Source organism: Priestia endophytica DSM 13796 (genome assembly GCF_900115845.1).
GTDB classification, from domain to species: Bacteria; Bacillota; Bacilli; order Bacillales; family Bacillaceae_H; genus Bacillus_I; species Bacillus_I endophytica.
Window position 1 is genome coordinate 26335 of record NZ_FOXX01000007.1, and the last position, 26211, is coordinate 52545.

The following is a 26211-nucleotide window of genomic DNA, read 5'->3' on the forward strand; positions in this document are numbered from 1 at the left end:
CAGGCTCCTTTTTGGTATCTGTTTTTTCAGACAATTATCATCTTATTTTCAGTTTTTTTTCATTGTCACACCATTGCTTACTCGCTATGATAACATTAGACAGTGTTAGCAAGGAGGGAAAACAATGAAAAGGACTGTTAGCCTTGTTATTGTTTTACTAATTGCTTTTGTGATTATTTACTTTGTAGAACATACAAAAGCACAAACGGGTTTTCAAAAAGAACTAAGCGTTGAAAAAATGGACGTGCAAGATGAGTTTAATGGAAAGAAAGGCACATTCATCTTACGAGACTTAGAGAATAATAAGACATTAATATATAATAAAAAAAGAGCTTCGAGTCGTCAAGCACCTATTGGAACTTTTCAAATTCCTAGTTCTTTAATTGCTCTCGAAACGAAAACAGTTAAAGATGAATATGAAGTAAAAAGATGGGATGGAAGTGATCAAGGTGTGGACGAATGGAACAGAGATCTTTCCCTTGCTTCATCATTACGTAGCTCAGCTCCTTGGTATGAAAAAGAGATCGTAAAAGACATGGGGATAGATAACGTAAATAAATGGCTTCAACGCTTAAACTATGGAAATGAAAAAACAGAGCAAAATCATTTGTTTTGGGAAGATAATAGTTTACAGATATCTCCGCTTGAACAAGCTAATTTTTTAGAGTCTCTGTATCATGAAGATTTACCTTTTTCTTCTTCTTCCATGAAGAAAGTGAAGAGAATAATGATTGAAAAAGAAACAGGAACATATACTCTTCATAGTGTAAAAGGTTCAAAAGGAGAGCACAAGAGTGGATGGTACATAGGGTTTGTGACTGTAAAAGGACATCCATATGTATTCGTTACAAATATTGAAGGTAGCGGTAATAGTGATGAGAGTGCACAAGCGAAAAAAATCACGGAAAAAATCTTTAAAAAATATGGTGTATTAAAAGGTGCGTCTCTTTAAATAGAGACGCATTTTTATATTTATAGGAGAAAAGTCAATTTTTAATTTTTAGTTGACAGGTCGGAATTGTATGAATTAAAATAAAGACAAGAAAATAAAGAGTCGGAATCAAAGCTAAACATTGAAAAAGGGAGGCAAAACATGATGAAAGAACAGTACAAAGTAATGGACGGCGCTGAATCATTTTTTATAAAAGGAAATGAAGTTGGTATTTTAATTTCACATGGATTTATGGGAACTCCACAAAGTATGGAATATGTTGCACATCGTTTAGCAGAACAAGGGTACACGGTATATGCTACAAGGTTAAAAGGTCACGGTACTCATCATTATGACCTTGAAAAATGCACGTATAAGGATTGGGTAGCAAGCATTGAAGAAGGCTATAAAAAATTGAAAGCTCAGTGTAGCAAAGTATTTGTGCTTGGTCAGTCAATGGGTGGAACATTAACAGCGAACTTAGCATTAACACATAAAGATATCGACGGTATTATGCTTATTAATCCTGCTATAAATTCCATTCCTGAAATGGAGCACTTAGATCAAATTGTAAATGATCGTTTTGTTGAAGAAGGAAGACCGGATATTCATAATAAAGAAGCAGTAGAGATTACGTATACGCATGCACCGATGAAGTCTATCAGGGAGCTTCTCTCATTTATGAAAGTTGTTTCATTTAAATTATCAGCTATTGAAGCACCGCTATTATGCTTAACATCACCTGAAGATCATGTTGTGCCTGCTTCAAATAGTACGTATTTGTTGAACCATGTGTCTTCCCAAGATAAGAAACAAGTGATGCTCCCTAACTCTTACCATGTTGCTTCAATGGACTTTGATCAAGATACAATTGTAAAACAGTGTACTTCTTTTATTGAAAGCAACCTTCAAAAGTTTAACAATGTCATTCCACTAAGAGCAGCAAAATAAGGACCGATCAATGATGATCGGTCCTTATTTATTATTGTAGAGGATTAGATGCGTAATAATCTTCAAATACCTTTTTTACTTTCGGTACGACAGAGTGGCTTCCTCCGTCCGCATTGCTTACCATCATTGTTACAAGAAGAGAAGGGTTATCAACATCTGTCATCACAAACCAACCGTTTTCAGCTCCTTGTTCGCCTTGAGACTTTTTAAGTTCTGCTGTTCCTGTTTTACCTGCAAGCGTTACTCCAGGAATTTTTGCGGCACGAGCTGTTCCGTGAGTATCTTCAATAACTCCGATTAATCCTTTTCGTACTTCTTCAGTTGTTTTTTCAGACATTACGTGTTCTTTCCAAACTTGACTGCTTTTTTCACTTTTCAACAAAACGGGAGTTATCATATTCCCATTGTTTACAATAGACGTATAGATTGAAGCTAAATGAATTGGATTCACTTGTACTTCACCTTGTCCATATGCTGTATTAGCTAATAAAAGGTCAGATTCCATTTTTTCGTCTTTCGAAATAGTTGATGTAGACACATCGTATCCTTTAAGCGGAAGTTTCTCTCCAAATCCGTAATTTTTTGCTCCTTCGAGGAACTTTTCGGCGCCTAACTTTACAGCTCCTTGTGCAAAGTAAATATTGTCTGATGTAACAAGGGCATCATAAAGATTAACGTTTGGTGAGCTTCCAACGCGATTTACATGAAAGCTTCCCCAGCTTTTATCTTTTTGCCATGGCCCGCTTATTGCAAGTTTTTGATCTGGAGACCATACATCGTTTTCTAAAAGCATGCCTGCTGTTAGAAGTTTAAATGTAGACCCAGGTGAAAAAGTAGCTTTAAAACGGTTTAGAAGTGGTTTATGCTCATTGTTAGAAAGGGCTTCATACTCATCTGCGCTTATTCCTAATACAAAATCAGCTGGATTATAAGAAGGAGCGCTAACAAGAGCTAAAATTTCTCCTGTTTTAGGTTGAAGAGCTACCCCAACGCCTTCTCCATTTTTTAACTGATTATAAATAGATTCTTGCACGTTTGAGTCAATCGTTAGCTGTATGTCTTGTCCATTTTCTGCATTCTTTTTTAAGAGTTCTTTTCGCTTCTTTCCATCTTGATCTGCAATATAAATGACTGCTCCGTCCTTGGCGCGAAGCTTTGATTCATAGAGAGATTCCAGACCTGTTTTACCAATGACAGAACTTGCTGTATATCCTTCATCCTTTTTCTTTTCTAACATTTCAGCTGTGATGTCTCCAACGTATCCAATAAGATGGGCACAAGATTCCTCGCATTGGTAAACTCGTGAAGTTACGTCTTGTGTTCCGACACCTTGAAGTTCTTTCGCCTTAGTAATAATTTCTTCATTTGTTGAGCTTACGGTCTTTAAGGGTACAAACAAGTTTTCTTTTACCCAAGACTGATTAAGTTTTTTATCAATCTCTTCTATACTCATATTTAAAATAGCTGCAAGTTTTTCTTTTGCACCATTTGTGTTTCCAAGTTCACCTGGAATAACACCAATTTGCGTAGCTGTCCCATTGAAAGCAAGCGGTGTTCCATTTCGATCTGTAATACTTCCACGCTCAGCTTTGATAGTAGAAACGCGAACTTTTTCTTTGTCCTTCAAATCAGGAACAATAAGAGAAGGTGACCAGTTTACATACCAACTTTGATCTTTTGACTGTTCCTCTTCAACAGCTTTAATCGTTTCATTCCATTGAAGTTTGCCAGCCATTGTATCCATCTTCATTGTTACTTTGAAACGGTTATCTTTTTCTTCTTTAACACTTACTTTTAAGTTCTTTGTTTCAATTCCGCTATAAATATTTTCATATTTTGATACAAAGTCTTGTTCTTTAATAGAATTCTTAGATTTTTCATCAAGGTAAGTGTACATTTTCTTAAAATCTTGCTTGTTCCATGAAGCAACAAATTCTTTAACCCGTTCTTCAGCAGTTGGTTGATTTGAACAGGAAACAAGCGCTGTTATACATAAGCATAAAAAAGCGATAAAATATATTTTTTTCTTCAACGTCGTGCTCTCCCCCTTGTAGTATAAAACTATGCTATGTTTTCATCATAATGGAAAACATAGTAAAAGTAACCTAACAATTGGATGATAACAGATAAATAATATTAGTACAATTGATTGAGAAGAGACAGAGGGGAGAGAGACGTTCGATTTATTTTGGTTTATTCAGCTGGAGCTTCGCTTGCTGAATTAGTTCTTTTACCATCTTGCTTCCAATTTGTCCGCCGATTTTCCCAGCATTTTCAGATGTTAGGTTTCGATTTCTTCCTTTGTTTAAAGGGATGTTCAATTCCTGTGCTATTTCATACTTTACGTCTTCTCCGTCAGTACGATATCCCGCTTTTTTCATAACTTCTTTTTTGAATGCAATCATTTCAGGCTTTTTTTGTTTGCTCATTATACTTCCTCCTTTTTTATTTAGCGTTTGCTCTTTGCTAAAGAACTATGTAAAAAATGAAAAAAGCCCTCCTTTTTAAGTTCTAGAACTTAAAAAGGAAAGCTTTTATGAAGAGCTGTACATAGACGATAATAAATTATTAGATTTTTTTAGCATATCATTTGCTTCAGCATAGTTTTGTTGTTCTTCGAGAATTTGTGCTTTAATTGCATAGCAATGTGATAGAATATAGGAAATATTAAATTCCTTACAGAATTTCTCACAGTCATTAATATAAATAAGCGATTCACCAAGAGAATTTTGCTTGAATTTAATACGTGCCATCATTGCCAAAAGTCTAGCTTTTGATTCTTTAAAAGAATGAGAGTAAAGAATACCTTGCTGGCAATATTCTTCTGCTGCTTCTAAATTTTGCTGTTCATATGCTGTTGCTGCTAGCTCATAATAAGTATCCACAACGTGATGTTCCTGATGATGCGTCTTGGCAATAGTTAAGCTCTTCTTCAAGTAGTCTTGAGATTTAGAAAGCTCTCCAACTTGGCGGTAAAGGATACCAAGATGTAAAAGACAATCACTATAGTTGGAATCTGGAGAGGATCTATCAATACGGCTTAGAGCATAAAGTGTCGATTGAATTCCTTCTTTAGGTTGTTCAAGGTGAAGTTCTGCTAATCCCTTTAACATATAGAAACGATCTTCTTGATAAAAAACAGAGCTTGTCTCCATAAGAGAAAGAGCTTCTTTAATATGAACAATTCCTCTCATAAATTGATTTGTTTTACAGTATCCATATGCTAAATCATAGAGAACTTTTAAATGCACGATTTTATCAAATTCATGATATTGTGTTCTCAATAAAATAGACGCATATAAGGCATGATCAATACAGCTTGAGTAGTTTTCTAACTGTCGATAACATGTTGCAAGAGAAGAGTATACTTCGATATGATAATTTAAATCAAATGGAGTAATATAAACAAGACAGTCATTAAGATAACGAACAGCTTCTTCATACTCTCCTTTATTCACCGAGATTTCAGACAACAGTTTAAGTGCTTTTCCGCGAATTGTGAAATTATTTTCATCATGTGTTAGTGGCTCTAGAGCTTTATAAGCATTTTCATATTTTTTAGAATTGATTAGCGCAATGCACATGCTTATTACGCGTTCTTTGTTGTTTGTCTCAACTTCCACTGAATCATTGTTTTCTGCTTCACCTAAGAGATAGCTTACGGAAACGCCGAGTTTTGAAGCGATATGCTCAAGTGTTTTTAAAGAGGGCTTTGTATGATTACGTTCAATCAAGCTAATCATTGAGTGACTTAAGTTTGGACCAGAAAGGTCACCTTGAGTGAAGCCAAGGCTTTTACGCTGTAGTTTTATTCGTTCTCCAACAGTTCTCATATAATCTCACACTTTCTAAAATAAGATATTGTACCTACAAATGTTTTTTAGTTGTATTTTAAGTATTTTCAATAAATTTTAATTACTATTATAAATAGATCGAGACTTATCCAATATTTGTTTTTTAATATTTGAATAAAAGGGTATTATATACATTTTTTCATTAAGCAATCGATAAGGTGTTTTGAAAATTCAGATTAATATTTCCTATTTATCCTTTTATTGCATATTTCAATCATATAGTTGTATACGAATAGACAGAAAATAAAACACATTAAAATCTAAATAAATAACAAAGAGTTAAAATAGAAGGAAATGAATAAATGGCTTAACAACGCCTTTTATATTACATATAGATACCATTTTAGTAATTAATAAATATTAAAGTGTTAATGGTTATACTTTAAATATTAACATAAATTGTATGTTATACATAGTTTAAAATAATGTAAAACGTAAAAAAACTAGGTATATTCTCACTGTAAAATAAAATATTCGTATTCGAATATTTTTTAGTAGGTATATTTTTACATAAATATACATTTTCTTTCTTTAGAGTGCCGACTATTAGCCTATCAACAGAAAACTAGTAAATAAGAAATAATTTGCCTAAGGGAAAAACAGTTTGGTTTTGTTCAATTTTTTTTCTTTAAGCTATAGTAGTTCATAGAGGCAATTATGTTTCTGTAGACCCACTATGACGCGGTTTGGTAAACTAATTTTGCTGCAAATAATGTCTTTTCTACATACGTTATAAAGTTGGTTAAAAGGAAAGAATGTAAGGAAGACTAAATATTCAGTAGCGCAGTTAGATGAAGGAGCGTGGATATAGTGAGCGCGGAGCGTGGCGCATGGGTTAGTATTTATACTTATCTTATCCTTTCAACGCTTAAACTGTTTATTGGGAACATAGCGAACTCAGAAGCTTTAAGTGCAGATGGATTAAATAACTTTACGGATATTATCGCCTCAGTAGCTGTTTTAATCGGTTTGAAAATTTCAAAGAAACCTCGAGATAAAAACCATCCGTACGGACATTCAAGAGCTGAAAATATTTCTTCTTTACTTGCCTCGTTTATTATGATGGTTATTGGATTCCAAGTTTTATATGAAGCGGTTCAGTCTCTTTGGCATCAAGAAGCAACAACTCCAAGTCTTTTAGCCGCTTTAGTGGGCGCAGGAGCAGCCGTTGTAATGTTCTGTGTTTTTCTTTACAACAAGCGCCTTGCTGATAAATTGCAAAGTGGAGCATTAAAAGCTGTTGCAAAAGACAATCTTTCAGATGCTCTTGTAAGCGTTGGGGCTGTTGTAGGAATCATTGGAGCATATTTTGGTCTTTCATGGTTAGATCCACTTGCAGCTCTAGTTGTTGGGCTTATTATTTGTAAAACGGCTTTTGAGATTTTTAAAGAAACGTCGCTTTTATTAACAGATGGATTTGATGAAGACAAAATGGGTGAATATAAAGAAGCTGTCAAGGCTATTACAGGAGTAAATGATGTTAAAGATTTAAGAGCGCGCATGCATGGTAATGATGTTGTGCTTGATGTTACAGTGACCGTTAATCCGGAGCTTAGTGTTGTACGCAGTCATGAGATTGCAGATGAGATTGAAGAAGAGCTCGAAACTAAACATCAAATTTCGATGATTCACGTTCATATCGAACCAGATCATTAAGGAAAAGGAAGGAGAAATTTCTCCTTCCTTTTTTAGCTTAAAAATAGGATTCTATTGGCTTTTCTAGAATAAAGTACAAAGCATAAAAAAGGAGGATAAAATATGGCAGAACATGAGTTAAAGGAAATAATTCGTGAATGTGATACAGCTATTCAAAATGAGGATTTTGATATGTTAATGAACTATTATACAGATGACGCAGTCCTAGTGGTAAAACAAGGAATGATTGCAAAAGGAAAAGAGGAAATCAAAAAAGCTTTTATTGCAATTGCGAAATATTTTAATAATAGCATTGTACCAACTCAAGGAGAGATGGTGATCTTAGAAGCAGGAGATACAGCTCTTGTTCTTTCACAAACGTTTCTTGATGCCAATAAAGAAGATTCCAAATATCCAATGGAGAGAAGAGCAACATATGTATTTCGAAAAAGTACAGAAGGAAGATGGCTTTGTGCCATTGATAACTCATATGGTACAGATTTGATTCCAAACGAAGAGCAGCAATAGAACATTCCTGTTTTCTTCCTTTTTTGTATAGGAACGACTAAGATAGGCAAAATATTTTATGTTAAAAGTGAACTATGAGAAAATGGACATGTTAATAAAAAAGAAAAAGGAGGAATTAAGGTGACAAACTCTTTACAATCTACAACAACTTTACATAATGGAATTGAAATGCCTTGGTTTGGGCTAGGTGTATTCAAAGTTGAGGATGGATCAGAAGTGATTAAATCTGTGAAATCAGCAATCAAAGCAGGTTACATTAGCATTGATACTGCTGCTGTATATGGAAATGAAGAAGGTGTTGGAAAAGGTATCGCTGACTCTGGAGTTGACCGTGAACGCCTCTTTGTAACCTCTAAAGTTTGGAACAGTGATCAAGGGTATGAAACAACGTTAAAAGCATTTGATACAACGCTTGAAAAGCTTGGTCTTGAATACCTTGATTTATATTTGATTCACTGGCCTGTTGAAGGAAAATATAAAGAAACGTGGAAAGCACTTGAGAAATTATATAAAGATGGACGCATTCGTGCTATTGGAGTTAGTAACTTCCAAATTCATCATTTAGAAGATTTACTAACAGATGCTGAAATTGTACCAATGGTAAACCAGGTAGAGTATCATCCGCACCTTACTCAAAAAGAACTTCATGCTTTTTGTAAAGATAAAGGTATTCAGCTTGAAGCATGGTCTCCGCTTAAGCAAGGAGAGCTTTTGCAAGATGAAACAATTACTCGTATTGCTGACAAGTATAACAAATCAGCAGCACAAGTCATTTTACGTTGGGATTTACAAAATGAAGTTGTGACAATTCCAAAATCAACAAAGGAACATCGCATCATTCAAAATGCCGATATTTTTGATTTCCAATTAACATCAGAAGAAATGAATGAAATTAATGCTCTAAACAAAAATGAGCGTGTTGGGCCTGATCCAGATAATTTCGATTTCTAATAAAAAAAGTTCCCTTCTAAAGAAGGGAACTTTTTTTATGGGGTTTTTATATTTCCATAACAGTAAATTTATTGAAAATAAAAACCACTTCTTCATCTACATGAAATAGGTCTAAAAAAATAAAAAAAGGAAATAAAATGTTATTTATCTAGGTTTTACGGCATGTTTTAGAAATAACTACCTCACCTTTTTAATTGGAAAATATGTTAGTATTGTAAGCAGAAGAAAAAGGATAAAAAAGAGGTGGAGGGAACGTGAAAGTTTTAAATGCCGCAACACCGGAGATGGAAGCATACATAGAAGAAATGAGCGAGCACTTAGTCTATAATGTTTTACCCTGCTACTTTTCTCAGGAAGAAATCCAAACATACAAAAATGTTCAGTTTCTTTCAATAAGCTATGCAAAGCAAAAAGCATATAATAGCTTTTTGCATGAAGCTTTAAAGGTTATTAGCAGCATGCAAACGATTACTAATCTTATTGAAACTGTCCAAACGAGAGAAATTACAAACCAGGATCGAAAGCTTTTTCATCACAATATTTCTATTTTAGAGAAATATGGGTTTTTATTTCCGTTTGAAATGGATTATTTCTCGAAAGAACGTTATCAGATTACCCACGGGCATTATGAATATCGCTTCATTGTGAACTGAATGGCAGCGGGTTTTCCCGCTGTCTTTTTCTAGTTCCCCCCTTTCGCTTTTCCGACTATAATGAAAGTACAGATTTGTAGTGATTCAGCTTAGAAAGTTTTACTTTTACAAAAAAGGGAACAATATAAAGAATGTTGAAAAAGGAGCTACAGATGCATGTCAGAAATTGATTTATCCAAATTTGAGAAGAAAGTTATTATGCGTAATATTGAACATAAAGACATTGACAAAATTATTGAGCTTCAAGAACTTTGCTTTCCTGGAATGGACCCGTGGAAAAAAGATCAGCTTCAAAGTCATCTGGATATTTTCCCAGAAGGACAGATTTGTGTCGAGTTTGATGGAGAAATTATTGGGTCTTGTTCAAGCTTAATTATAAACTTTGATGAGTATGATGATAAACACACGTGGGATGATATAACAGACGAAGGTTATATTACAAATCACAATAGTGATGGGTATAACTTGTATGGAATTGAAGTTATGGTTCACCCTCAATTTCGAGGAATGAAAATTGGGCGACGTCTTTATGAAGCGCGTAGAGATTTAGCGCGAGCTCACAATTTAAAAAGCATTATTATTGGAGGAAGAATTCCTAATTATCATAAATATGCAGATGAATTTACTCCACGTGAATATGTAGAAGAAGTGAAAGAACATAAAATTTATGATCCTGTTCTTTCATTCCAGCTTATGAATGGATTTACCGTTATGCGAATTAATCCAAACTATTTGCCTGATGATGAAGCTTCAAATCAGTATGCAACGCTTATGGAATGGAACAATATTGATTATGTAGCAAAATCAAAGCGTCACTACAAAACATCTTTTCCAGTAAGGATTTGTGTAGTACAGTATGCAATGAAACAAATTAACTCATTTGAAGATTTTGCACAGCAAGCTGAGTATTATATTGATGTTGCATATGATGCCGGAGCTGATTTCTGCGTATTTCCTGAAATCTTTACAACACAGCTTATGTCATTTTTAAATGAGCATATTCCTAGAAAAGCAGTTCAGCGTGTAACAGAGTATACTGAAGAATATATTGAGCTTTTTACAGATCTTGCTGTAAAGTACAATGTTAACATCATTGGTGGATCACATTTTGTAGAAGAAGATGAGCACATTTATAATATTGCGTATCTTTTCAGAAGAGATGGAACAATTGAAAAGCAATATAAGCTTCACATTACACCAAATGAGCGGAAATGGTGGGGAATTTCAGCTGGAGAAGAAGTGGAAGTATTTGATACAGACTGTGGGCCAATTGCTATTCAAATCTGCTATGATATTGAATTTCCTGAGCTTGCACGTATTGCGACAGAAAAAGGAGCCAAAATTATCTTTACTCCGTTCTGTACAGAGGATCGCCAAGGCTATTTACGTGTGCGCTATTGTGCTCAATCAAGAGCAGTGGAAAACCAGATTTATACTGTTATTGCAGGAACAGTTGGAAACTTACCACAAGTGGAGAATATGGACATTCAATATGCTCAGTCCGCTATTTTTGCTCCTTCTGATTTTGAATTTGCACGCGATGGCATTGTAGGTGAATGCAATCCTAATATTGAAATGGTCGTTATTGGAGATGTTGATTTAGAAATTCTACGTCGCCAACGTCAGTCAGGAACAGTTCGACAGTTAAAAGATCGTCGTCGTGATATTTACACTGTTCACTATAAGAAGTAATGTTAAAAGGGCATCCTTATTTCCTTTTTCCCTAAGGATGCTTTTTTAATATGAAATAAATTATAATGGAGGAAAAATTGTGAGCTTTGAAGATCAACAAATTATCCCAGCTATTCGTGATATGAAGCAGCTTGAACGTTTTTTACGTTCTCCATATCAATATGGAGTTTTATTAGAATGTTATTTAGGTCATTTAAAGGGAATAGCGCGTGCGGCTCAAGAGCACGATAAAAAGCTAATTTTCCATGTTGATTTAATTAGTGGTCTAAAACACGATGAACATGCTGTGGATTTTTTATGTCAGGAAATTAAGCCTGCTGGTATTATTTCAACGCGTTTAAATGTAATTCTAAAAGCCAAACAAAAAGGGGTATATGCCATTCAACGCGTTTTTCTTTTAGACAGTCAAGCACTTGAAAAAAGCTTCGCTGTTATTAATAAAGGAAAACCAGACTACATAGAGCTCCTTCCTGGAGTTGTTCCTCATCTTATTGAGGAAATAAAGGAAAAAACGAATACCCCTGTTCTTGCAGGAGGACTTATTCGAGCGGAGCACGAAATTGAAAAAGCATTGGAATCAGGAGCCGCAGCTGTTACAACGTCTAATGAAGAGCTTTGGAAAAAAAAGTAGTGAAAAGGGTTTGACAACGCTTTCAATTTCTAGTACTCTAGTATCAAAGTTAATACACGTGACGGAGACAAGAACCACAGTACATCCCTAATCAACCTTAGGGGTATACTGTGGTTTTTTGCAGTTTGTCACATTGCCATTAATAGATTTTTAGAAAAATATGAGCAAAGGGGATGGATTCCCATGGGTACTTTTACAGCGGAAATAGTCGGGACAATGATTTTAATTATACTAGGCGGAGGAGTTTGCGCAGGGGTTAACTTAAAAAAATCGCTCGCTCATAAAAGTGACTGGATTGTAATTACTTTTGGCTGGGGATTAGCGGTAACAATGGGAGTTTACGCAGTTGGAAGTGTAAGCGGTGCACATTTGAATCCAGCTGTAACAATTGGAATGGCATTAGCTGGTCAGTTTGCTTGGGGAGATGTTCCGCTTTATATTTTAGCTCAAATGATTGGAGCCTTTTTAGGAGCAGTTATTGTTTACTTTCACTATTTACCACACTGGAAAGCAACGGATGACCCAGGCGCAAAGCTTGGCGTATTTTCAACAGGACCAGCCATCTATCACCCGTTTTCAAACTTATTAAGTGAGATGATTGGAACATTCATTCTTGTTCTAGGATTATTAACAATAGGAGCAAATAAGTTTACAGAAGGTTTAAACCCGCTTATCGTTGGGTTTCTTATTTTAAGTATTGGCCTTTCTCTAGGGGGAACAACAGGATATGCAATTAATCCCGCAAGAGACTTAGGACCACGTATTGCACACGCGTTGCTTCCAATCGAAGGAAAAGGAGATTCAAACTGGAAATACGCATGGATTCCTGTTGTTGGGCCTATTCTTGGTGGAAGTTTAGGGGCAGTATTTTATAAAATAATATTTGAAGGAACAACAAGTGCTGTATATTGGGGAGTAGTAGCCGTTGTTGTTGTAATACTAGCAGTGGCGTACGGCATGTCTAAGAAACAAGACTATGTAGCAGGAGAAATAAAAAGAGAAGTAAACTAATTTAGAGGGGGCGAAAGTTATGAGCACATACATTTTAGCATTAGATCAAGGAACAACAAGCTCAAGAGCTATTTTATTTAACAAAAAAGGCGAAATTGTTCACACATCACAGAAAGAATTCACGCAATATTTTCCAAAACCTGGCTGGGTTGAACACAATGCAAATGAAATTTGGAGCTCCATTTTATCTTGTATTGCATCATGTTTATCAGAATCAGGAGTAAAAGCAAATCAAGTTGAGGGAATTGGAATTACAAATCAGCGTGAAACAACAGTTGTATGGGATAAAAATACAGGCCAACCTGTTTATAATGCGATTGTTTGGCAATCTCGTCAAACAAGCAACATTTGTAATGAACTAAAAGAAAAAGGCTATAACGATATGTTCCGTGATAAAACAGGGCTTTTAATTGATGCTTATTTTGCAGGCACAAAAGTAAAATGGATTTTGGATAATGTAGATGGAGCACGTGAGAAAGCAGAAAATGGTGAGCTGTTATTTGGGACAATTGATACGTGGCTTATTTGGAAACTATCTGGTGGAAAAGCGCACGTTACAGACTATTCAAATGCATCGCGTACGCTTATGTTCAATATCTATGATTTAAAATGGGATGAAGAATTGCTAGAGATTCTAGGTGTTCCAGCGTCTATGCTTCCAGAAGTAAAGCCGTCTTCAGAAGTATATGCAGAAACAATCGATTACCACTTTTTCGGTCAGAAAGTACCTATTGCAGGCGCAGCTGGTGACCAGCAATCAGCACTGTTTGGGCAAGCGTGCTTTGAAAAAGGGATGGCTAAAAATACGTATGGCACAGGTTGTTTCATGCTTATGAACACAGGAGAAAAAGCTGTTAAGTCTGAGCATGGTTTGTTAACAACGATTGCATGGGGAATTGATGGGGAATTGATGGGGAAGTAGAGTATGCGCTTGAAGGTAGTATTTTTGTAGCTGGTTCGGCTATTCAATGGCTTCGGGATGGGCTTCGTATGTTTAATAATGCTGCAGATAGTCAAAAATACGCAGAACGTGTTGAATCAACAGATGGAGTTTATATGGTCCCTGCTTTTGTTGGATTAGGAACACCGTATTGGGATAGCGATGTGCGCGGTGCAATGTTTGGGTTGACTCGTGGAACTAAAAAAGAGCATTTTGTTCGAGCAACACTTGAATCACTAGCTTATCAAACACGTGATGTCCTTGATGCTATGAAAGAAGATGCAGGCATGGAAATTAAGCGTTTACGTGTTGACGGAGGAGCTGTTAAAAATGATTTTCTTATGCAGTTCCAAAGCGATATTTTAGATGTTCCTGTTGAAAGACCTACAATTAATGAAACAACAGCTCTTGGAGCAGCATACCTTGCAGGGCTTGCTGTTGGATTCTGGGAAAGTCGTAATGAAATAGCAGAGCAGTGGGATGTTGAAAAAGCGTTTGAAGCGAAAATGGAAGACGAGCAGCGTACGAAGTTGTACGATGGATGGAAAAAAGCTGTTGAAGCAGCAATGGTGTTCAAATAAAGAAAGAATCTTCTGAAGTGTGAAACAGAAAGATTCACAAAAGGATAAAAGTGTGATATATTAAAAATAAGTTAATAAATGGTTGGAGAATAGGAGAGACCACAGGACCTTATGGGTATATAAATATCATAAGGGGCTTGTGGTCTCTTTTTATTTACTCTCAAAAGGAGGAATTATTCATGAGTTTTTCAGGGGAAAATCGTGCTGCAACATTAAGCGAGATGGAAAAGCAGCAGTTTGATGTATTAGTTATCGGTGGTGGTATTACAGGAAGTGGAATTGCTTTAGACGGGGCAACGCGCGGATTGAAGATGGGACTTGTAGAAATGCAGGATTTCGCAGGAGGAACGTCAAGTCGTTCTACAAAGCTCGTGCACGGTGGACTGCGTTATTTAAAACAGTTTGAAGTGAAAATGGTAGCGGAAGTTGGAAAAGAAAGAGCTATCGTATACGAAAATGCACCGCATGTTACAACACCTGAGTGGATGATGCTTCCTTTCCATAAAGGAGGAACGTTTGGAAGTTTCACAACATCGATCGGTCTTCGCATGTATGACTTTCTTGCAGGTGTTAAACGAAGCGAGCGACGTCAAATGTTTTCACGAAAAGAAACATTAAGACGTGAGCCACTCGTAAAAGCTGAGAACCTACGAGGTGGCGGCTACTATGTTGAATATAAAACAGATGACGCTCGCCTGACTATCGAAGTAGCGAAGAAAGCAGTTGAAAAAGGAGCTACTCTTGTAAATTATGCAAAAGTAGAAAGCTTTCTTTACGAAGATAACAAAGTTGTGGGAGCGGTTGTTGTAGATCAGACAACTAAAAAAGCGTACCAAATTTATGCTAAAAAGATTATTAATGCTGCAGGACCTTGGGTTGATACACTTCGTGAAGAGGATCGCTCAAAAGAAGGGAAAACGCTTGTTCATACAAAGGGAATTCACTTAGTTATTGATGCGGAACGTTTCCCATTACAGCAAGCTATTTATTTTGATACACCTGACGGCCGCATGGTATTTGCGATTCCTCGTGATGGAAAAACTTATGTTGGCACAACTGATACAGTTTATGATGGAGATCTTGTTCATCCGAGAATGACAAAAGCAGATCGTGAATATGTCATTAAATCAATTAACTACATGTTTCCGGCTGTAAACATTACCGAGAAAGATGTAGAGTCAAGCTGGACGGGACTTCGCCCGCTTATTAATGAACAAGGAAAAGGGGCTTCTGAAATTTCGCGTAAAGATGAAATTTGGGAATCGAAATCAGGCTTAATTACAATTGCAGGTGGAAAGCTAACAGGCTATCGTAAAATGGCTGAAATGGTTTTAGATTCTGTAACGAAAAAAATCGAAGAGGAATATAATGTTTCGTTTCTTCCTTGTCAAACTAAGCATCTTTCACTTTCAGGGGGAGAGTTTGGAGGATCTCAGAAATTTGAAAGTTTTGTAAAACAAAAAGTTCAAGAAGGAACAAAGATTGGTCTTGATCGCAAACAAGCTGAAAAATTAGCAAAACGCTATGGTTCAAATATCGATAAAGTATATGAGTATGTGAAAAATGGTGAACAGACAAACGTTCCTCGGGTTGTTTATGCTCAAGTTATGTACGGACTAGAACATGAGATGGTCGTAAAACCTGTTGATTTTTTCATTCGCCGTACTGGAGCGCTTTTCTTTAATATTTCATGGGTGCATGAATGGAAAGTTGAAGTCATTAATCTTATGGCTTCAAAACTAGGCTGGACGCGTGAACAAAAAGAATTATATAGACAAGAGCTTGAAAAACATCTTCATGATGCAGTTGTTCCTGTTGATGAAGAAGATGACACAGCTCTTGCACAGTAAGCAGAAAATCCCATCTTAAAAAGTGAAACGAGATGGGATTTTTTTTCGTTAAGTTATAAAGAAACATGGTAATATAAATGGAAGAGAATTTTATAAAATGAGATTTAAGATTCATCATTAAGGAGGAGAAAGATGAGCTGGCATCAGCATTTTTTGCGTTGGGATAGTGAAATTGAATTAGAAAATGAAATGAGAAAAAGTTTAGATAGTATTAAGCATGATGAGAGATTGCTTGAAGAGCATTTTTATAAAAATCTAGAATTTGGTACAGGTGGAATGAGAGGCGAAATTGGAGTCGGAACAAATCGTATGAATCTTTATACAGTAAGGAAGGCATCAGCTGGATTTGCTCAGTATATTGAAAACGCGGGAGAAGAAGCGAAAAACCGCGGAGTTGTGATTGCGTATGATTCTCGCCATAAGTCCCCACAATTTGCTCTTGAAGCTGCTAAAACTCTTTCTTCATATGGAATTAAAACCTATCTTTTTACAGAACTTAAGCCAACGCCACAGCTTTCGTTTGCCGTTCGAGAGTTGCATGCTTTTGGTGGTATTGTTATAACAGCAAGTCATAATCCACCTGAATATAACGGTTACAAAGTATACGGAATGGATGGAGGGCAGCTTCCGCCTAAAAGTGCTGATGAGTTAATCTCTTATGTAAACGGTATCGAAAATGAGCTGAAGATTAAAGTGAAAGAAAAAGAGAAACTAAAAAAAGAAGGTTTGCTTGTTATGCTTGACGATACACTTGATGAAGCATACAACAAGAAACTTCAAGAAGTTAGCGTCTCAAAAGAACTTTCACAGGAAGCTAAAGACAACGTAAGAGTAGTTTTTACACCTTTGCATGGAACAGCTTATAAATCAGCAACAAAAGCGTTTGAAACGCTCGGTTATAAACATGTTCATGTTGTAGCAAAGCAAGCAATGCCAGACCCTAATTTTACAACCGTGCTTTCTCCAAATCCTGAAGAAGCTGAGGCTTTTTCATATGCGATTAAAGACGGGAAAGATGTAAAAGCAGACGTTCTTCTTGCAACAGATCCTGATGCAGACCGAGTTGGACTTGCTGTTCGAAAAGACGACGGAGAATATACGCTTCTAACAGGAAACCAAACAGGAGCACTTTTACTAAAATATCTTTTATCACAGCTTGAAAAGAGTGGAAATCTTCCTAAAAATGGAGCTGTTCTAAAAACAATTGTAACTTCTGAGCTTGGGCGCAAGATTGCAGAGGATTATAAGCTTACAGCAATTGATACCCTTACTGGATTTAAATTTATCGGTGAGAAAATTAAACAGTTTGAACAAACAAACGACCACACATTTTTATTCGGTTATGAAGAGAGCTACGGCTATTTAGTTAGAGACTTTTGCCGAGATAAAGATGCAATTCAAGCACTGATCTTAGCTGTAGAAGCGTGTGCATTTTATAAACAACAAGGCAAAACGCTTTGTCACGTTATGCAAGATATCTATGAAGAATACGGCTATTATAAAGAAAATTTAAAATCACTTACGTTAAAAGGAAAAGAAGGATCTGCTCAGATTGAGCACCTTTTAACATCTTTCCGTGCTGCCCCTCCAGGAGAAGTAGCTGGTCTTCGAGTTAAAACAATCGAAGATTATCAAGTACAAAAAAGAGCGCACCTAGAAAATGGAGAAACAGAAACAATGTCTCTTCCTTCCTCAAATGTTTTAAAGTATTTCTTAGAAGATGGCTCATGGTTTTGTCTTCGCCCTTCTGGTACAGAGCCAAAAGTGAAGTTTTACTTTGGAGTTGTTTCCGACACTAATGAGGAAAGCGTGTTAAAGCTAGAACAGCTTAACAATAGTATTATGGACAAAGTAGCAGCTATTTTAGAAAGTAATGAAGAAGGAATCCAAAAATAAAGAAATGTTTCTCCATTTAAACTGGGGCAACTTTCTTTTAATAATATTAAGATAGCGGAAAAAGGGAAAAATGTGGTACGTTTAATAAATGAAGACTTTTATAGAAAAAGTCCATTGACAACACCATATTATAGGAGGATTTTATAATGAAGATTGTTGTAATTAATGGAACACCGCGTGAAAGTGGAAGAACGCGTATTTTAAGCCGTTTTTTAGCAGAAAAATACAGCTTAGATTTGATTGATTTAAGTGAAACAGTGTTACCTGTTTTTAACGGAACAAGTGAGCAACACGAATTAGAAAACGTAGTAAAAGTAAAAGAGCTTGTACATAGTGCAGATGCTATTATTTTAACAACGCCAGAATATCATGGAAGCATGAGTGGAGCGCTGAAGAATATGCTTGATTTCTTAACGTTTGAACAGTTTAAAGGAAAACCAGTTGGACTTCTTGCAGTAGCAGGCGGTGGAAAAGGCGGTATTAATGCATTGAATAGCATGCGTGATGTAATGCGTGCTCTTTATGCGAATGCATTACCAAAACAAATTGTATTTGATCCACCGATGTTTGAAAAAGACAGCGATCTCCTTGTTCCAGAGGCTTCAGAAGCATTAGAAGGATTTATGGAAGAGCTTAAAAAATATACAAAGCTTTATAAAGAGTTTGCAAAAGCATAAAAAATAAGAGGCAGGATTTCATCCTGCTTCTTATTTTTTTTGAAATCCTGTCTTTTTAAATAAAGCGTGAAAACGGGGAGCAATAAGACCACCTAAAAATGTAAAAATCACATCTTTAATAAAAAATCCACCCATGAAAATCCACAGTGCTTTATAAGACATTGGAGTATTAATCCACGTATTAAGAGCTAAGTACATATAGTTAACGCTAAACAGATAAATAAAAATAATGCCGATATACGATGCAACCATAAATGTACCAAGCGTTGGATTTTCTTTTCGCTCGACAATTTTACCTACAATATAAGCAGCAAAAATATAGGAAATGATAAATCCGCCTGTTTGGGTAAACAAAGCGCTAAGACCACTATAAAACTCAGCAAACACTGGAGCTCCAGCAAGTCCTACAACCATGTAAGCGAGCATAGAAAAAGCACCTAACCGGCTACCGAGCAAAGCACCAGCTAGAATAGCAAAGAATGGTTGAAGTGTTGGAGTTACATTTCCAAAATGTAAAAATGGAGCAAAAGAAGCAATGTTAGCTCCAATCGCAGTAAGGGCTACAAAGACACTTGCGTATGTAATGTCAATCGCCCGAAATTGTCTTTTGTTCACGTAGTGTTCCTCCTGATGATAGAATACGCTTTTTATCTTAACGAAAGAGAGTTACATCAGTCAACAGATAATATTTCTCAGTTTACATTCAAAAGATGAATAAAAATAAAAAAGGAGCAGAAAATAAGTATAAAAGAAAAAAGGCATACCTTTTTAGGGGTATGCGTTAAAAAGTTTGTTTATAAAGATTGTTCCATAGCGTTCAGCTCAGACTGAAGCGCTTGTTCTCCTGCATAGTCAATATAACATAGCAAAGAGTATAAATTTTCTTCCACAATTCGCTCGTTTCGCTCGAAGTTATAGGCGTGTAAAAAGTGTTCAATCCTTTTTGATAACAAATCATCGTTTGTTCTCACCATCAAAATCAACAGGTTGTCCCACTGTGATCGATGTGTGTAGTAAAGCGCTCTGTCATAGTCCAACATGTTCATTGCTTTTCCTCCCCTTTGAAGGAGTCGATATTATTGTATGACAGTTTGGCTTATTTGTTACTGAACAAATGTTGGACAAAAAAGCAAAATAGTGACAGTGTGATAAGAACAACACTGTTAACTTTTTCTGCTGTATAAAATCGAGTTCAAAAAACAAATAATACGAGCAAGCCTTCTGTGAGGTTACTTTAACAACTTCTTCACATATTTTAAGCTGTTTTTAAACGAAGGATAGCGAACAGGAAGATCAAACTTTGTTGTTTGTTTTAGAATGCCTTTTTCATGTGTAAAAGCATCAAAGCTTCCTTTTCCATGGTATTTGCCCATCCCGCTTTCTCCAACTCCCCCAAAAGGAAGGTGTGTGTTCGCTACATGCATAACTGTGTCATTGATACAGCCTCCACCGAAGGAGAAAGAGTTAATAATCTTTTCTTGCTTTTTCTCATCTTCTGAAAAGTAATAAAGCGCAAGCGGATTCGGAGCTTTATCTAGATGATTTTTAAGGTCTTCAAATTTTGTGAAAGAAAGGAGAGGTAAAATAGGACCGAAAATTTCTTCCTTCATTACGCTGTCTTCCCACGTTATATTTTCTAAAAGGGTAGGAGATATGCAATTTTCAACTTCTTCATATTGTCCTCCAAACTCAATATCCCCATCTTGTAAAAATGCGAGCAGTCTTGTGAAATGACGTTTGCTTACAATTTTCCCGAACTTTTCACTGTTAAGAGGGGTTTCTCCGTAGAACTCTTTTACAACGGCTTTCAACTGTTGTACAAATTCCTCTCTTATTTGCTCATGAACAATAACATAGTCAGGAGCAATGCATGTTTGACCAGCATTGGTGAATTTCCCCCATGCAATTCGTTTTGCGGCAAGCTCTATATTTGCATCTTGATCAACAATGCAAGGACTCTTGCCACCAAGCTCAAGTGTGAGCGGTGTTAAATAGTTTGCAGCAGCTTTCATCACTTCTTTTCCTACTGCAACGCTTCCTGTAAAGAAAATATAGTCAAAACGTTCATTCAAAAGGGCCTGACTTTCTTCAACTCCTCCTTCAACAAGGGCAATATATTCAGAAGGGAAAGTTTCTTGGATAAGCTCAGAAATCCATCTAGAAACGGTAGGTGTGTATTCGGATGGTTTTAAAAGGGCTGTATGTCCTCCAGAAATTGCTCCAATAAGTGGAGAGAACTGAAGCTGAACAGGGTAATTCCAAGGCGCAATAATCAAAGTCACACCATATGGCTCTCTATAAAGGTAACTTTTAGATCCGAGGTGACTTACAGGTGTTTTTACTTTTTGAGGTTTTGTCCATGAATCAAGATTTTTTAGAACAAAACGAATTTCTTCATATATAAAAGCAATTTCCGTCATATACGCTTCTGTCTCAGATTTATGTAAATCTCTTTGCAACGCATCTAGCAATTGTTGTTCATAGCGTTTTACAGCACTTTTAAGCTTTGTTAAGTTTTCTTTGCGAAAAGCAACATCTTTTGTAGTATCAGTCTCAAAAAAAGCTCGCTGCTTTTCAATAAGAGATAAAATCCTGTTTTTCATCGAACCTCTCCTTATAACCCGGTCTTCTCTTAGAATATAAAACGTTTTCCTTTCCTAAACAACAAATAATGTCTTTCTCTCTCTTTTTCTATACAAAAAAGAGAGAAAAAATGTATCTCTTCATCATGAACAAACAAGCATATTCATACTATAGGATATGAAGGTGAAAGGGGAGAGCCTATGAACGACACTCAGCAAAAGCAACTTTATCGTGCAATTGAGGAGATAACGGAGATTGCTGAAGGCTTTGGATTAGATTTTTATCCAATGCGTTATGAGATTTGTCCGTCTGAAATTATTTATACATTTGGATCATATGGAATGCCTACTCGTTTCTCGCACTGGAGTTTTGGTAAACAGTTTCACAAAATGAAGCTTCACTATGATTTAGGATTGAGTAAAATCTATGAGCTTGTCATCAACTCAAACCCATGCTATGCATTTCTGCTTGATTCTAATTCTCTTATTCAAAATAAGCTTATTGTTGCTCACGTTTTAGCACACTGCGACTTTTTTAAAAACAATGCGCGTTTTGCCAATACGAACCGAGATATGGTAGATAGTATGGCAGCTACTGCTGAAAGAATTACCCAATACGAAATTTTGCATGGAAAACGTGAGGTTGAAAAGTTTTTGGATGCTGTTTTATCTATCCAGGAGCATATTGATCCATCTCTTATGCGTCCAAAACTTTCTTGGACGATGGATGAAGAAGAGGAAGAAGAAACAACAGTTGAAACACCTTACGATGATCTTTGGGCTCTTGATGGAGATAAAGTGAAAAAAGAGAAGAAAAAAAAGAAGAAGAAGTTACCGCCACAGCCTGAAAAAGATATTCTCTTATTTATCGAACAGTACAGTCGTGAATTAGAAGAATGGCAGCGCGATATTTTAACGATGATGAGAGAAGAAATGCTTTATTTTTGGCCTCAGCTTGAGACAAAAGTAATGAACGAAGGATGGGCTTCTTTCTGGCATGCACGTATCATTCGTGAACTGGAGCTAACAAGCAGTGAAGCCATTGAGTTTGCTAAATTAAATGCAGACGTTGTGCAGCCATCGCGTACAACGATTAATCCCTACTATTTAGGATTGAAAATCTTTGAAGATATTGAAGAGCGGTATAACAACCCAACGGAGGAAATGAAACGTCTTGGGGTTAAAGCGAATTCAGGACGAGATAAAATGTTCGAAGTACGTGAAGTGGAATCTGATATTTCATTTATTCGAAATTACTTAACAAAAGATCTTGTTATGCGTGAAGATATGTATCTGTTTGCAAAGCAAGGTCGTGATTATAAAATTGTTGATAAACAATGGACGGAAGTGCGTGATCAGCTTGTAAGTATGAGAGTAAATGGAGGATTCCCTTATATCACAGTTACAGATGGAGATTATCTGAAAAATGGAGAGCTTTATTTAAAACACTGGTATGAAGATATTGAACTTGATGTGAAGTACTTAGAAAAAGTACTTCCATATACGTATCAGCTTTGGGGGCGTACTGTTCATATGGAAACGAGCTTAGAAGGAAAGCAAGTGCTATTTTCATATGATGGAAATGCAGTACATCGAAAAATCTTGTAAAAAAAGGCGAGTGTCACATATGACACTCGTCTTTTAATATTTATAAAAAGTTAATGCTAGATTAACAATAGGTTAATGAAAGGAAGATATCATCTTAGATGGAAAAGAAAAACTAACTTATTCAGGGGAGAGAATCAGAAATGTTCAAAAAAGCAATGAAGAAAAAATTAATTCCATTTGCAACAATGTCAACTATTGCCATTAGCGGTTTATTAGGCGGAGGCGCAGGAAGCGTTGATGCGGCAGAGCAGAAAGAGCCAGAAATTAAAAATATCATTTTCCTTGTTGGAGATGGAATGGGAACGTCATATACGACAGCACAGCGTTATATGAAAGATAATAAAGAAACACAAAAGATGGAGCCAACAGCTTTTGATCCGAATTTAGTTGGTTTACAAAGTACATATCCATATGCCCAAAATACCATAACTGATTCAGCTGCTGCAGGTACAGCTTTAGCAACAGGAAATAAAACATACAATGGAGCTGTTTCTGTTGATCATAATAAAAAGGAAGTAAAAACAGTTCTTGAGCAGGCAAAAGAAGAAGGTTTAGCAACAGGGCTTGTTACAACATCAGATATAACGGATGCAACACCAGCTGCATTTGGAGCGCATGATCCAGATCGTAAAAACAAAGATGGAATTGCAGATGACTATTATAATGAAATGATCAATGGAGAACATAAAATTGACGTTATTTTAGGTGGAGGTTTAACAAACTTTAAAAGAGATGATAGTGATTTAACAAAAGCCTTCCAAGAAGACGGATATAGCTATGTTTCTAATCGTGAAGATATGTTGAATGACGACAATAAACAAGTTTTAGGGCTCTTCTCTGAAGTTGGAATGCCAAAAATGCTTGATCGCTCTGAAGAAGATCCTTCACTAAAGGAAATGACAGATTCTGCGTTAGAGCGTTTAGAACAAGATGAAGATGGATTTTTCCTTATGGTTGAAGGAAGTCAAATTGATTGGGCAGCACATGATCATGATATTGTAGGAGCAATGAGTGAAGTAGAAGACTTTGAAAGAGCATACGAGTCAGCCATTGAATTTGCTAAAAAGGACAAGCATACGCTTGTCGTGGCAACAGCTGATCATTCAACAGGTGGTTTCACACTAGGAGCAAATGATAAGAATGGTTCAGGTGTACAAAAGTGGGTTCCAGAAGCTGTAAAAGCCGCGAAACGCACGCCAGACTTTATGGCTCAGCAAATTGCTGATGGGGAGAGCGTTGAATCTGTATTAGGCAAATACCTTGACCTTGAATTAACAAAAGAAGAAATAAACAGCGTAAAACAAGCAGCTAAAAATGATCAACAAGTAGATGATGAGACAGGAAATATGAAAAAAGTAGACGAGAGCGCTCTTGTTACAAATATTGACAACGCTATTGAGCGTATCATTGATGCTCATTCATATACAGGATGGACAACAACAGCACATACTGGTGAAGATGTTCCTGTTTATGCATATGGACCTGGAAAAGAAATGTTTGCAGGTATGAGTGATAACGTTGATCAAGCCAAGCACATGTTCAAAATTTTAGAAGAGAGTCATAAAGGTAATGGAGATAGCGAGAAAATTAAGTTCAGTGATATTAATGAGAAAACATTTGGCTATGAAGCAATTATGGCATTAGCAGAAAAAGGTATTGTAAAAGGAAGCAACGGAAAGTTTAATCCATCACAGCAGTTAACGCGTGTTCAAGCAGCAATTATGCTTCAACGGGCACTAGATTTACCAGTTCCACAAGATTTAAATTCATTTAAAGACGTAGATAAAGATGCTGAATATGCTGAAGCTGTTGCAGCTCTGAAAGAAGCAGGCATTTTTAACGGTTATGGAGATGGAACGTTTGGTGTAAATGACAAGCTTTCTCGTGAACAAATGGCAAGTGTGCTTGTTAAAGCATTTGACTTAAAGAAAAACAATAAAGAAGTAAATCTAGCAGATCTTGATTCTGTATCTCCTTCTCATAAAGAGAATGTCAAAATTCTTTACCAAAACGGTATTACAACAGGGAAAGAGGATGGCACATATGCTCCTTTTGAAAAAATCAAGCGTGATCAGTTCTCTGTCTTCATGCACCGCGTATTAACAAAATAAAACAAGATAACTTAGCCGCTGCCAACTCGCAGCGGCTTTTCGCGTTTCTTCTTTTTTGAAGTGGGAAAATATAAAAGGAAAGAACAAGATAGAAGGAATGATAAGGAGGAAAAAAGATGAAGGCGGTTGGTCTTTATAAATACTTACCAATAACAAATGAAGAGAGTTTAGTAGATGTTGAAGTCGAACAAGGAAATCCTACAGGTCATGATTTATTAATTCGTGTACAAGCAGTATCTGTTAATCCTGTTGATACGAAAGTTCGGGCACCAAAAGATAAAGAAGAAGAGAAACCAAAAATTCTTGGCTTTGATGCGTCAGGTATTGTTGAAGAAGTAGGAGAAGAATGTTCACTTTTTAAAAAAGGGGATAAAGTTTACTACGCAGGAAGCATTGGTAGACAAGGCACAAATAGCGAATATCATCTTGTTGATGAACGCATTGTTGGACGAAAACCTGAAAATCTCTCTTTTGCTGAAGCAGCGGCAATGCCGCTCACAACTCTTACAGCTTGGGAAGGATTATTTCAACGCCTTCATGTTCAAGAAGGAGAAAGCATTCTGATTATTAATGGAGGTGGCGGAGTTGGATCTATTGCCATTCAGCTTGCGAAACAGGCGGGGTTAACTGTTATTGCAACATCTTCTCGTATTGAAACAAGTGAATGGTGTAAAGGTCTTGGAGCCGATTTTATTATTAATCATTATGAATCAATGGAAGAACAGTTAAAAGAGCATGGAATGGAGAGCGTTGACAATATCTTCTGTTTGCATAGCACAGATAAACATTGGAAAGAGATGAGTAAAGTAATTCGTCCACAAGGGAAGATTTGCTCTATTGTTGAAAATGAAGAGCCTATCGATTTAAAACTTTTACAGGATAAAAGCATTTCTTTCTTTTGGGAATTTATGTTTACAAGACCTCTCTATGAAACTGATGATATGGTTGACCAGCATCATATTTTAAACAAGGTTGGAGAAGAGTTAGAAAAGGGGAATTTACAGCATACTCTGCAAGAGACAATAAGCCCAATCAATGCTGAAAATATGAGACAAGCTCATGGAAAAGTTGAAAAAGGAAAAATGATTGGAAAAATTGTTGTAGAAGGATGGGGACAATAACATTTTTC

Annotated in this window: 21 protein-coding genes and 1 pseudogene; 16 read left to right on the plus strand and 6 right to left on the minus strand. The window is 36.2% G+C overall.

What is annotated here, in order from left to right; genetic code table 11:
- The first annotated feature begins 124 nt into the window (after positions 1 to 124).
- Positions 125 to 952, plus strand: coding sequence for a penicillin-binding transpeptidase domain-containing protein (locus BM012_RS13965; RefSeq protein ID WP_061803188.1), 828 nt, complete (start codon positions 125 to 127; stop codon positions 950 to 952).
- A gap of 144 nt (positions 953 to 1096) precedes the next feature.
- Positions 1097 to 1882: an alpha/beta hydrolase gene (locus BM012_RS13970; RefSeq protein WP_061803804.1), complete on the plus strand. Its 786-nt coding sequence runs from the start codon at positions 1097 to 1099 to the stop codon at positions 1880 to 1882.
- A 31-nt stretch (positions 1883 to 1913) separates the two neighbouring features.
- On the opposite strand, the gene BM012_RS13975 is transcribed toward BM012_RS13970, so the two are convergent.
- The 3 genes from BM012_RS13975 to BM012_RS13985 all read right to left on the minus strand — a co-directional run bounded on the left by BM012_RS13975 (position 1914) and on the right by BM012_RS13985 (position 5715).
- Complete coding sequence (locus tag BM012_RS13975; protein ID WP_061803189.1) at positions 1914 to 3914, minus strand: penicillin-binding transpeptidase domain-containing protein; 2001 nt, start codon at positions 3912 to 3914, stop codon at positions 1914 to 1916.
- Positions 3915 to 4065: 151 nt separating this feature from the next.
- Positions 4066 to 4311 (minus strand): alpha/beta-type small acid-soluble spore protein, encoded by a 246-nt coding sequence (locus tag BM012_RS13980; RefSeq protein ID WP_061803190.1) that lies wholly within the window; start codon positions 4309 to 4311, stop codon positions 4066 to 4068.
- 105 nt (positions 4312 to 4416) lie between these two features.
- Positions 4417 to 5715 carry a tetratricopeptide repeat protein gene (locus tag BM012_RS13985; RefSeq protein ID WP_061803191.1) on the minus strand — a complete coding sequence of 433 codons (1299 nt, stop codon included), beginning with the start codon at positions 5713 to 5715 and terminating at the stop codon, positions 4417 to 4419.
- 822 nt (positions 5716 to 6537) lie between these two features.
- On the opposite strand from BM012_RS13985, the gene BM012_RS13990 reads away from it, so the two are divergent.
- The 11 genes and pseudogenes from BM012_RS13990 to BM012_RS14040 all read left to right on the plus strand — a co-directional run bounded on the left by BM012_RS13990 (position 6538) and on the right by BM012_RS14040 (position 18781).
- On the plus strand, positions 6538 to 7392 hold the full coding sequence (locus tag BM012_RS13990) for a cation diffusion facilitator family transporter (protein WP_061803192.1): 855 nt from the start codon (positions 6538 to 6540) through the stop codon (positions 7390 to 7392).
- A gap of 102 nt (positions 7393 to 7494) precedes the next feature.
- Entirely contained in the window at positions 7495 to 7899 is a 405-nt protein-coding gene (locus BM012_RS13995) for a YybH family protein (RefSeq protein ID WP_061803193.1), read from the plus strand.
- A gap of 168 nt (positions 7900 to 8067) precedes the next feature.
- Positions 8068 to 8850, plus strand: a complete 783-nt coding sequence (locus BM012_RS14000) for an aldo/keto reductase (RefSeq protein ID WP_061803805.1) — start codon at positions 8068 to 8070, stop codon at positions 8848 to 8850.
- Between the two features lie 254 nt (positions 8851 to 9104).
- Positions 9105 to 9503: a YhcU family protein gene (locus tag BM012_RS14005; RefSeq protein ID WP_061803194.1), complete on the plus strand. Its 399-nt coding sequence runs from the start codon at positions 9105 to 9107 to the stop codon at positions 9501 to 9503.
- A gap of 156 nt (positions 9504 to 9659) precedes the next feature.
- Entirely contained in the window at positions 9660 to 11195 is a 1536-nt protein-coding gene (locus BM012_RS14010) for a bifunctional GNAT family N-acetyltransferase/carbon-nitrogen hydrolase family protein (RefSeq protein WP_061803195.1), read from the plus strand.
- 79 nt (positions 11196 to 11274) lie between these two features.
- Positions 11275 to 11826, plus strand: coding sequence for a glycerol-3-phosphate responsive antiterminator (locus tag BM012_RS14015; RefSeq protein ID WP_061803196.1), 552 nt, complete (start codon positions 11275 to 11277; stop codon positions 11824 to 11826).
- A gap of 183 nt (positions 11827 to 12009) precedes the next feature.
- Positions 12010 to 12837 (plus strand): MIP/aquaporin family protein, encoded by an 828-nt coding sequence (locus tag BM012_RS14020; protein WP_061803197.1) that lies wholly within the window; start codon positions 12010 to 12012, stop codon positions 12835 to 12837.
- A gap of 19 nt (positions 12838 to 12856) precedes the next feature.
- Positions 12857 to 14358: pseudogene (glpK, locus tag BM012_RS14025) on the plus strand (glycerol kinase GlpK).
- Between the two features lie 179 nt (positions 14359 to 14537).
- Positions 14538 to 16208, plus strand: a complete 1671-nt coding sequence (locus BM012_RS14030) for a glycerol-3-phosphate dehydrogenase/oxidase (RefSeq protein ID WP_061803199.1) — start codon at positions 14538 to 14540, stop codon at positions 16206 to 16208.
- A gap of 132 nt (positions 16209 to 16340) precedes the next feature.
- Positions 16341 to 18104, plus strand: coding sequence for a phospho-sugar mutase (locus BM012_RS14035; RefSeq protein ID WP_061803200.1), 1764 nt, complete (start codon positions 16341 to 16343; stop codon positions 18102 to 18104).
- A 146-nt stretch (positions 18105 to 18250) separates the two neighbouring features.
- The gene (locus tag BM012_RS14040; protein WP_061803201.1) at positions 18251 to 18781 is read left to right on the plus strand and encodes an NADPH-dependent FMN reductase; all 531 of its coding nucleotides are present in this window, start codon (positions 18251 to 18253) and stop codon (positions 18779 to 18781) included.
- A gap of 30 nt (positions 18782 to 18811) precedes the next feature.
- On the opposite strand, the gene BM012_RS14045 is transcribed toward BM012_RS14040, so the two are convergent.
- The 3 genes from BM012_RS14045 to BM012_RS14055 all read right to left on the minus strand — a co-directional run bounded on the left by BM012_RS14045 (position 18812) and on the right by BM012_RS14055 (position 21384).
- Complete coding sequence (locus tag BM012_RS14045; protein ID WP_061803202.1) at positions 18812 to 19396, minus strand: biotin transporter BioY; 585 nt, start codon at positions 19394 to 19396, stop codon at positions 18812 to 18814.
- A gap of 179 nt (positions 19397 to 19575) precedes the next feature.
- On the minus strand, positions 19576 to 19827 hold the full coding sequence (locus BM012_RS14050) for a YhdB family protein (protein WP_019393958.1): 252 nt from the start codon (positions 19825 to 19827) through the stop codon (positions 19576 to 19578).
- Positions 19828 to 20010: 183 nt separating this feature from the next.
- Positions 20011 to 21384, minus strand: a complete 1374-nt coding sequence (locus BM012_RS14055; RefSeq protein WP_061803203.1) for an aldehyde dehydrogenase — start codon at positions 21382 to 21384, stop codon at positions 20011 to 20013.
- Positions 21385 to 21564: 180 nt separating this feature from the next.
- Between BM012_RS14055 and BM012_RS14060 the strand changes: the two genes are divergently transcribed.
- The 3 genes from BM012_RS14060 (at position 21565) to BM012_RS14070 (ending at position 26203) form a co-directional block, all read left to right on the plus strand.
- The gene (locus tag BM012_RS14060) at positions 21565 to 22971 is read left to right on the plus strand and encodes a SpoVR family protein (RefSeq protein WP_061803204.1); all 1407 of its coding nucleotides are present in this window, start codon (positions 21565 to 21567) and stop codon (positions 22969 to 22971) included.
- 140 nt (positions 22972 to 23111) lie between these two features.
- Positions 23112 to 25082: an alkaline phosphatase gene (locus BM012_RS14065; RefSeq protein ID WP_061803205.1), complete on the plus strand. Its 1971-nt coding sequence runs from the start codon at positions 23112 to 23114 to the stop codon at positions 25080 to 25082.
- Between the two features lie 116 nt (positions 25083 to 25198).
- Positions 25199 to 26203, plus strand: coding sequence for a zinc-binding alcohol dehydrogenase family protein (locus tag BM012_RS14070; protein ID WP_061803206.1), 1005 nt, complete (start codon positions 25199 to 25201; stop codon positions 26201 to 26203).
- The last annotated feature ends 8 nt before the right edge of the window (positions 26204 to 26211 follow it).

Excerpts from the sequence above, each read along its gene's own strand:
- BM012_RS13965 (WP_061803188.1), top strand. The coding sequence starts at position 125 with ATGAAAAGGACTGTTAGCCTTGTTATTGTTTTACTAATTGCTTTTGTG.
- BM012_RS13970 (WP_061803804.1), top strand. The coding sequence starts at position 1,097 with ATGAAAGAACAGTACAAAGTAATGGACGGCGCTGAATCATTTTTTATA.
- BM012_RS13980 (WP_061803190.1), bottom strand. The coding sequence starts at position 4,311 with ATGAGCAAACAAAAAAAGCCTGAAATGATTGCATTCAAAAAAGAAGTT.
- BM012_RS13985 (WP_061803191.1), bottom strand. The coding sequence starts at position 5,715 with ATGAGAACTGTTGGAGAACGAATAAAACTACAGCGTAAAAGCCTTGGC.
- BM012_RS13995 (WP_061803193.1), top strand. The coding sequence starts at position 7,495 with ATGGCAGAACATGAGTTAAAGGAAATAATTCGTGAATGTGATACAGCT.
- BM012_RS14000 (WP_061803805.1), top strand. The coding sequence starts at position 8,068 with ATGCCTTGGTTTGGGCTAGGTGTATTCAAAGTTGAGGATGGATCAGAA.
- BM012_RS14010 (WP_061803195.1), top strand. The coding sequence starts at position 9,660 with ATGTCAGAAATTGATTTATCCAAATTTGAGAAGAAAGTTATTATGCGT.
- BM012_RS14020 (WP_061803197.1), top strand. The coding sequence starts at position 12,010 with ATGGGTACTTTTACAGCGGAAATAGTCGGGACAATGATTTTAATTATA.
- BM012_RS14030 (WP_061803199.1), top strand. The coding sequence starts at position 14,538 with ATGAGTTTTTCAGGGGAAAATCGTGCTGCAACATTAAGCGAGATGGAA.
- BM012_RS14035 (WP_061803200.1), top strand. The coding sequence starts at position 16,341 with ATGAGCTGGCATCAGCATTTTTTGCGTTGGGATAGTGAAATTGAATTA.
- BM012_RS14040 (WP_061803201.1), top strand. The coding sequence starts at position 18,251 with ATGAAGATTGTTGTAATTAATGGAACACCGCGTGAAAGTGGAAGAACG.
- BM012_RS14050 (WP_019393958.1), bottom strand. The coding sequence starts at position 19,827 with ATGAACATGTTGGACTATGACAGAGCGCTTTACTACACACATCGATCA.
- BM012_RS14055 (WP_061803203.1), bottom strand. The coding sequence starts at position 21,384 with ATGAAAAACAGGATTTTATCTCTTATTGAAAAGCAGCGAGCTTTTTTT.
- BM012_RS14060 (WP_061803204.1), top strand. The coding sequence starts at position 21,565 with ATGAACGACACTCAGCAAAAGCAACTTTATCGTGCAATTGAGGAGATA.
- BM012_RS14065 (WP_061803205.1), top strand. The coding sequence starts at position 23,112 with ATGTTCAAAAAAGCAATGAAGAAAAAATTAATTCCATTTGCAACAATG.
- BM012_RS14070 (WP_061803206.1), top strand. The coding sequence starts at position 25,199 with ATGAAGGCGGTTGGTCTTTATAAATACTTACCAATAACAAATGAAGAG.